At 47.8% G+C, this 6,221-nt stretch carries 7 protein-coding genes; 3 read left to right on the forward strand and 4 right to left on the reverse strand.

Annotation, left to right across the window (positions count from 1 at the left end):
• Positions 1 to 7 precede the first annotated feature (7 nt).
• Both KWJ01_RS12815 and KWJ01_RS12820 read left to right on the forward strand, forming a co-directional pair.
• A complete protein-coding gene (locus KWJ01_RS12815) occupies positions 8 to 955 on the forward strand; it encodes a calcium/sodium antiporter (RefSeq protein WP_224996847.1) in 948 nt (315 codons plus the stop codon).
• Positions 956 to 1,000: 45 nt separating this feature from the next.
• Positions 1,001 to 1,408, forward strand: a complete 408-nt coding sequence (locus KWJ01_RS12820; protein ID WP_224996848.1) for a hypothetical protein — start codon at positions 1,001 to 1,003, stop codon at positions 1,406 to 1,408.
• A 111-nt stretch (positions 1,409 to 1,519) separates the two neighbouring features.
• Here KWJ01_RS12820 and KWJ01_RS12825 read toward each other — a convergent pair whose 3' ends face one another.
• On the reverse strand, positions 1,520 to 2,308 hold the full coding sequence (locus tag KWJ01_RS12825) for a multidrug transporter (RefSeq protein ID WP_224996849.1): 789 nt from the start codon (positions 2,306 to 2,308) through the stop codon (positions 1,520 to 1,522).
• A 60-nt stretch (positions 2,309 to 2,368) separates the two neighbouring features.
• The gene (gene sdaAA, locus KWJ01_RS12830) at positions 2,369 to 3,280 is read right to left on the reverse strand and encodes an L-serine ammonia-lyase, iron-sulfur-dependent, subunit alpha (protein ID WP_224996850.1); all 912 of its coding nucleotides are present in this window, start codon (positions 3,278 to 3,280) and stop codon (positions 2,369 to 2,371) included.
• A gap of 131 nt (positions 3,281 to 3,411) precedes the next feature.
• Here sdaAA and hemE point away from each other — a divergent pair, with 131 nt between their 5' ends.
• The gene (gene hemE / locus KWJ01_RS12835; RefSeq protein WP_224996851.1) at positions 3,412 to 4,452 is read left to right on the forward strand and encodes a uroporphyrinogen decarboxylase; all 1,041 of its coding nucleotides are present in this window, start codon (positions 3,412 to 3,414) and stop codon (positions 4,450 to 4,452) included.
• A 154-nt stretch (positions 4,453 to 4,606) separates the two neighbouring features.
• Here hemE and KWJ01_RS12840 read toward each other — a convergent pair whose 3' ends face one another.
• Together KWJ01_RS12840 and KWJ01_RS12845 are read right to left on the reverse strand one after the other, a co-directional pair.
• Entirely contained in the window at positions 4,607 to 5,074 is a 468-nt protein-coding gene (locus KWJ01_RS12840; protein ID WP_224996852.1) for a MarR family winged helix-turn-helix transcriptional regulator, read from the reverse strand.
• Between the two features lie 319 nt (positions 5,075 to 5,393).
• The coding region (locus tag KWJ01_RS12845; RefSeq protein ID WP_224996853.1) for a type IX secretion system membrane protein PorP/SprF at positions 5,394 to 6,221 on the reverse strand (828 nt) is incomplete at its 5' end.

Consider the following 6,221-nt stretch of genomic DNA (forward strand, 5'->3'; position numbering starts at 1 on the left):
AAGTAAGATGGTATTTACAACGCTGTTGTTGCTGGCGGGTCTTGTATTGTTGATTGTGAGTGGTGATTTTCTGGTGCGTGGTGCTTCCAGCCTGGCATTGCGATTTAAGATATCCACCCTTGTGGTAGGGTTAACGGTAGTTGCCTTTGGTACCTCTGCCCCCGAGCTGTTTGTGAGCATCAGGGCTGCCCTGGAGGGAACGCCCGATATTTCCATGGGAAATGTAGTAGGCTCCAACATCTGTAACCTTGCCCTGGTGCTGGGGGTGGCTGCACTCATCACACCTATCATAGTACATAAAGACAGCATCAAAATAGACTGGCCTGTTACCATGGGTGCTTCGCTGCTGTTGTATGCTATTGTGCAGGATAGCTACATCAGTCAGCTGGAAGGAGGTTTTTTTGTAGCCCTGCTTGTTATTTACATTGTATTCCTGATCAGGAAAAGCCGCAAGGAAAACATAAGCAAACATGCGCTGGAAGATGTAATGGATGAGGAACTGCCCAGCCAGGCACCCTGGAAAGATGTGCTCTACCTGCTGGCGGGCGTAACGGGCTTGTATTTTGGCTCTGAATGGTTTGTAGGCAGTGCCCGCGAGCTTGCCAGCTACCTGGGGGTAACCGAGCGGGTAATCAGCATAACCGTGGTAGCGGTGGGTACCAGCCTGCCCGAGCTGGTTACATCTGCCATAGCGGCTTTCAAGAAAGAAAGCGATCTGGCCGTGGGCAACCTGCTGGGCTCAAATATTTTTAATATTTTTTCAATTTTGGGCATCACCAGCATTATAAAAGAAGTATACGTTAATAGTGATATTGTGAACGTTGATATGGTGTGGATGCTGGCTATTACATTGCTGGTGCTCCCCATGATGTTCATAAAGCGCACCATCAGCCGGGTAGAGGGGGGCGTACTGCTGTCCGTCTACTGTGTTTACACCTATTTTGTGATCAGTTAAATGCTCGAAGCTTTCGTCAAATATCTTACAGTGTACCTGGGCAGCATGGTAAAGTTTATAGCAGGCCCCCTTGCAGGGGTGGCTACAGGCCTTAGCTTCTGGGAGAGCGCCCTGTTTAGTACCCTGGGTATGATGACGACCGTATTGCTGCTGACGCTGCTGGGGCCAGGCATCAGGCTTTGGGTACACAAGCTGATTGGCAAAAAGCGAAAGCTTTTTACACCTAACAACCGCAGGTTTGTAAGGGTGTGGAAGCGCTGGGGCGTATTTGGCGTAAGCTTTTTAACCCCGCTGGTTTTTACCCCCATAGGCGGTGCGCTACTGGTAAATGCTTTTTCCGGCGACCGTCAGAAGATCATTCTTTCCATGCTGGCGAGTGCTGTGTTCTGGGGGCTTGTTTTAAATGGAATTATTTACGGCGGAAAGCACATATTACCCAGTGGAATTCTATAATGATGATAAACCCAGTTTCTAAGGCACGCTTTATCTAAAAGACTTGCATCAGCAATTTAGCCACTCGCTGTGCTTTTTTTCAGCCGGTCAATCATTCATAACAGAAGAGAATCAGGCATTTTCTTGCGGGTTAAAGCGTAACCTGATGTTCAGAGAACGGGCATAATCAAGCAGGGCATAGATAAATATGATTATACCCCACATTTCAAACAACTCTTCTATGCAGTACAGAATTTTGTTGATGAGGTGGTCCAGGCCATATAACTTAAAATAGTACCCTTCAATAAATTCCAGGCCCAGTGCGCCAAGCATAAACAGCAGCCCGCTGGCAATGAAAAGGGTTCGGGTTTTCTTTGGCAGGTTTAGCACAAAGGTAAAGAAGTAAGCAGCTACTGCCAGTGCAACTACAGAGTAGGGCACAACCCATGCCCAATAGAAAAAGCCATTGAAATCGGTAGGAAGCACTGGCCGCAGGTGTTTTGCTATTGCCTCATGTAGCTGTACATTTTCATCAATTGATAAAAAAGCGAAAATGAGCCCCAGCACCAGCCAATAAGTGCTGTCTGCTGCAGCATTTGTTTTCAGGAAACGATAAATCACCAGGTTGAGTAGTGCAGCAAACATCAGTGCCAGCGTTGAAAAAAATGCCGGAAAGTTTGATTCACCATTAAAATCGAAATACCAGGCAGTATACCACAGCAAAACCGACTGACTGTTTTTTCCGGAGGCAATCAGGTACACAGAAACCAAATTGCCTAGTAGTAACAGCACGCTTATGCATAACAGGGCTACTGTTACTTTGATAGGAGATATGCCTACTGCTAATGGTTTTTCTGTGCCGCTAGTTAGGGTACTCCCGGGTTTTTCAATGCTGGTGCTTTTAGTAAAATCTCTCTTCATTGGCAGGCGCTATAAATGTGCAGCAACAAAAAGCTTAAACCCAAAATAAGGTGGTGCGGTTTATTCCGGACTTTTCTCTTCGTCTGGCAGAATTTCAATATCCTGAATCAGCACTCTTTTGCTGATGGCCTGGCCGGTAGTGGTTGCTGCCAAACCGCCCAGTGCAGTTTCTTTATAACGGGCCTCCATGCTCTGGCCTATTTCGCCCATGGCTTCTATGCATTCATCGACCGGTATGGTGCCGCCCACACCAGCCAGGGCTATTTGTGCAGAAGAAAAAGCAATGGCTGCTGCACTCGCATTACGCACCACACAGGGTACTTCTACCAGGCCGGCAACCGGATCGCACACCAGCCCCAGCATACATTGAATGGTAATGGCAACGGCATTGAATACCTGGTCTATGCTACCTCCTAAAACATGGACCATGGCTCCGGAGGCCATAGCGGCAGCGCTGCCCGTTTCGGCCTGGCAACCACCAACGGCACCTGCCAGGGAAGCCCGCTGCTGAATAATAAGGGCAATGCCTGCTGCTACCAGCAGTCCGTCTATCATCTGCTCGTCATCCAGCCCGTGTATTTCCTGCAGGGTGTAGAGTGTGCCCGGTAAAATACCGGAGGCACCGGCCGTAGGGGCTGCCACCACACGGCCCATGCAGGAGTTTACTTCTTTGGCTGCCAGTGCGCGCGCAATAAGTCTCTGAAATTCAGGAGACAGAATTGAAAGAGAATGGTTGTAGACTTTTTTGCCGCCATTGTCGATCATGCCGGAACGCGATTTCATATCTTCTGTAAGGCCTGTTTGCACAGCATCTTTCATAACGGCATAAGCGCGCCTAAGCCCTTCCCGGATTGCCTCCGGCGATTTACCCTTTTGTTCTCCTTCATACTCGGCTACGCTCTCGTGCAGGAGCAGCTCATTTTTTTCACAGTAGGCCTTCCAGGCCAAAAAATTATCAAACAGAAAACTCATGTTAGCGTGTTAAACATTGTAAAGGTAAGGAAAAAGCGATTCCGGAAACCGTTTGCGCTGCGTAAAAAAAGCCAGCGTACTTTCGTTGTCTCTTTGTCTTGCAACAATTCTAATACTACTTTTGTGCCCATATGGAACTCAAGAATGATCTGCTGCTGCGAGCAGCCCGAGGCGAAAAAACCGAACGTACCCCTGTATGGCTTATGCGACAGGCCGGCCGTATTCTGCCGGAATACCGCGCCGTAAGGAACAGTTTGCGTGATTTTATTGAACTGGTGAAAACACCTGAACGGGCTGCCGAGGTAACCATACAGCCGGTAGATATTCTGGGCGTGGATGCCGCTATTATTTTTTCTGATATCCTGGTGATCCCCGAAGCCATGGGGTGCCTCTACGAAATGCAGGAGAAAAAAGGCCCCTACTTTCCTAAAACTGTAGCTACTGAGCAGGACCTTAACACTTTAAAGGTAGCCGATGCTGAATCTGACCTGGGCTATGTGCTGGAGGCAATTCGCATTACAAAAAAAGAACTTAACGGACGGGTACCGCTGATAGGGTTTGCAGGCGCACCTTTTACCATTTTCTGCTATATGGTAGAGGGCAGTGGCAGCAAAACTTTTTCCAAGGCACGCAAAATGCTGTATACACAGCCCGAACTGGCACACCAGCTGCTGCAAATGATCACCGATTCTACCATCGCTTACCTGCAGGCGCAGGTAAAAGCAGGAGCAGACCTGCTGCAGGTGTTCGATTCCTGGGCCGGTATCCTGGGGCCGGAGCAGTACCGCGAGTTTTCACTCTCCTACATCCGCCAGATCTGCGAAGCCCTGGACGGGCAGGTGCCACTTACTGTTTTTGCAAAAGGAGCCTGGTTTGCGCTAAAAGAAATGTCGGCCCTGCCGTGCCAGACCATTGGGCTCGACTGGCACATGGATCCTGAAGAATGCCGTAAATGGGTAGGAACAGATAAAACGCTACAGGGTAATATGGATCCCTGTGTATTGTATGGTAATGCAAAGGAAGTAGCAGGTGCCACCCGGCGCATGCTGGAGCAGTTTGGCCCACACAGGCACATTGCTAACCTTGGTCATGGGGTTTACCCGGATACTGACCCCGAGATGGTGAAGGTTTTTATAGAAACAGTTAAAGAATACAGCAGCAAAATGCGTTAGCAGCAATAGAGGCTAAGCAAAAAAAAACAGCCTGTAACGTCTTAAATGTAAATCAAAAGCGGCCGCCCGGTAATTTACCGGCGGCCGCTTTTGATTGAAGAATGTACCTGTTTTGCAGCGTAGCAACTAATGTTTAGTAACAGCGCCTCTTATCTTATTTCAGTTCCTCTGGGTTGCTCCGGATTTTATCCAGTATGCGGTTTAATTCTCTGGCTTCGTCTTCTGAAATATTGGACAGAAAACTGTCAAACTCCACCTGGCGCTGATCTATATTTTCCAGCAGCCTCAGCCCTTTACTGCTGATGCGTACATCTACCAGGCGTCTGTCGCTGGGGCAGGGCTGTTTGTCTACCAGTTCCTGCTTATGAAGCCTGTCTACTATACGGCTGGCATCTGAATTACGATCCAGCATGCGCTCGCGTATAACCGAAGTAGAAATACTCTCGGGGTGCTGGCCGCGAAGAATTCGGAGAACATTGAACTGCTGCATGGTAATATCATGCTCACTCAAGAATTGTTTGATTTTTGTAGTGAGCCAACTGTGAGAATATAATAGGTTTACAGCAGCCCTCTGGTGTTCATTCCTGAAGTGCTTCTGGTGGATTTCGTCTTCAATTTTCATAAACCAATTATACAGGAAGAGTTTGTAATATTCCAATTCTTCAGGTTAAAATAATCTAAAAAGGCCGTTTTATTGATAGATTTCAAAGAATTGGGGAAAAAAGTAACATTTTTTTAACAAAACTCAGATAAAAACTATGTTTTACGAAGCGGATTGTTGGTTAAACAAAGATTTTTCGATCTCCTGAAATAGTATTATTTCATTATTTGCAGGTTACATTTATATATTGTCACAGCTGGGCAGGATTGATACAGCCCCGTGAAAATACAAATAAAGCAGGCCTTTGCTGACCTGCTTTATTGCCGTGAGTTTATTGTTGCTAGAAGTAAGCGTGGCATGGTTCGGGACTAAGCCTGATGCGGTAATTCAGCAGAAGCTCGTGCGATCCCTGGGTATGGTTGCTCAAACTGGAGAGGGTGTAGTCGTAGGCGTAGCCAAAATTTACGTTCTCATTCAAGATCAGCTGAAACATACCAATGATAGAATCTCCATTGCGGTAGGAGATGCCTGTGCCCAGCACCTTGTTGTAGTAGAAATTAAGGCTAAGGTCATAGCCCAGGGGCATGTTGTCCTGCAGGCGAAGCAGCATAGAGGGCATTGTTTGTACCTTGGGCCCCAGTTCAAAGAGTTTACCGGCTGTCAGGTAATAGTAGCGGGCCTCCCTGTTTTCGGTAATAAGGCCATCGCTGTTAATATCAAAGGTTTTATTTTCTACCAGGAAGGGAGAAGATAAACCTACATAACCTTTTCTGGTGCTGTAGAAAGCTCCTGTACCAAAGTTAGGCGTAGACTTGCGGTAGTACCCCAGCAGCGGATCAGTTCCGGCCTGAACAGTCAGGCTGTTAAAGTCAGACTGGCGGTAGTTGAGGCCCCCCTGCAGACCCAGCGAAAGCATACCTGCTCTTTTGAACTTGATCTGGTAGGCATAGGAGACATAGGCACTCCAGTCGGTATGTACGCCAATGGTTTCATGGGAGATGAGCATGCCCAGGCCAATGTTCTTTCGATCAAGGGGGGCATGCACACTTAGCATCTGTGTTTTAGGGGCACCCTCAAAGTTCACCCACTGGCTGCGGATAACAGCCATGGCATTAAACTGCTTCTGGCTGCCGGCATAGGCAGGGTTAAGGGCTAAACCATTGAACAT

It is taken from the genome of Cesiribacter sp. SM1 (assembly GCF_020178975.1).
Taxonomy (GTDB): Bacteria; Bacteroidota; Bacteroidia; order Cytophagales; family Cyclobacteriaceae; genus Cesiribacter.